Here is a 1,126-nt window from a genome sequence, read left to right as displayed (position 1 = left end):
GGGCGTGGGCCGGCCGAAGCGCGGCAGCGGGATGCACGCCGCCAGCGCGGCGGCCAGCGCCACGCCCGCGGCGATGCGGACCAGCCAGCGCCGCGCGCTCATGCCTGCGCGGGCCGGCGCAGATGCCAGTCCGTGGCCTGCTGGAACGCGTGCGCGGTCTGCAGCAGCTCGGCTTCGCCGAAGTAGTTGCCGATCAGCTGCAGGCCGACCGGCATGCCGCCTTCGCCCAGGCCGCACGGCACGCTCATGCCGGGCAGGCCGGCCAGGCTGGTCGACAGCGTGAAGATGTCGGCCAGGTACATCTGCACCGGGTCGGCGCTCTTCTCGCCGAGCTTCCACGCCACCGTGGGCGCCACCGGGCCCATGATCACGTCGCAGCGCGCGAACGCGCGCTGGAAGTCCTCGGCGATGATGCGGCGGATCTTCTGCGCCTGCAGGTAGTAGGCGTCGTAGTAGCCGTGCGACAGCACGTAGGCGCCCACCAGGATGCGGCGCTTGACCTCGGGGCCGAAGCCTTCGGCGCGGCTCTTCTTGTACATGTCCATCAGGTCGCGGTATTCGGCCGCGCGGTGGCCGTAGCGCACGCCGTCGAAGCGCGACAGGTTGGACGAGGCCTCGGCCGGCGCGATCACGTAGTACACCGGGATCGACAGCTCGGTCTTGGGCAGCGACACCTCGACCAGCGTGGCGCCCAGCTTTTCGTACTCGGCCAGCGCGGCGCGCACGGCCTGTTCCACGTCGGCCGACAGGCCGGCGCCGAAGTATTCCTTCGGCAGGCCGATGCGCAGGCCCGACAGCGGCCGCGCGGCGCCGGCGCCGGCGCGCGGCTGGCCCAGCAGGCGGGTGAAGTCCTCGTCCACGCCGCCCTGGGCCGGCGCCAGGCTGGTGGAGTCGCGCTCGTCGAAGCCGGCCATCGCGCCGAGCAGCAGCGCGCAGTCCTCGGCGGTGTGCGCCATCGGGCCGCCCTGGTCGAGCGACGAGGCGAACGCGATCATGCCGTAGCGCGACACGCGGCCGTAGGTGGGCTTGATGCCGGTGATGCCCGAGAACGAGGCCGGCTGGCGGATCGAGCCGCCGGTGTCGGTGCCGGTGGCGGCCGGCGCCAGGCCGGCCGCCACGGCCGCGG

Annotated in this window: 1 protein-coding gene; it reads right to left on the bottom strand. The window is 73.4% G+C overall.

Annotated elements, in window-relative coordinates; all coding sequences use genetic code 11:
* Positions 1-98 precede the first annotated feature (98 nt).
* The coding region (locus K206_RS0134620; RefSeq protein ID WP_020206851.1) for an amidase family protein at positions 99-1,126 on the bottom strand (1,028 nt) is incomplete at its 5' end.

It is taken from the genome of Cupriavidus sp. WS (assembly GCF_000395345.1).
Taxonomy (GTDB): Bacteria; Pseudomonadota; Gammaproteobacteria; order Burkholderiales; family Burkholderiaceae; genus Cupriavidus; species Cupriavidus basilensis_B.
This window is presented reverse-complemented; position numbering and strand designations above follow the sequence as displayed.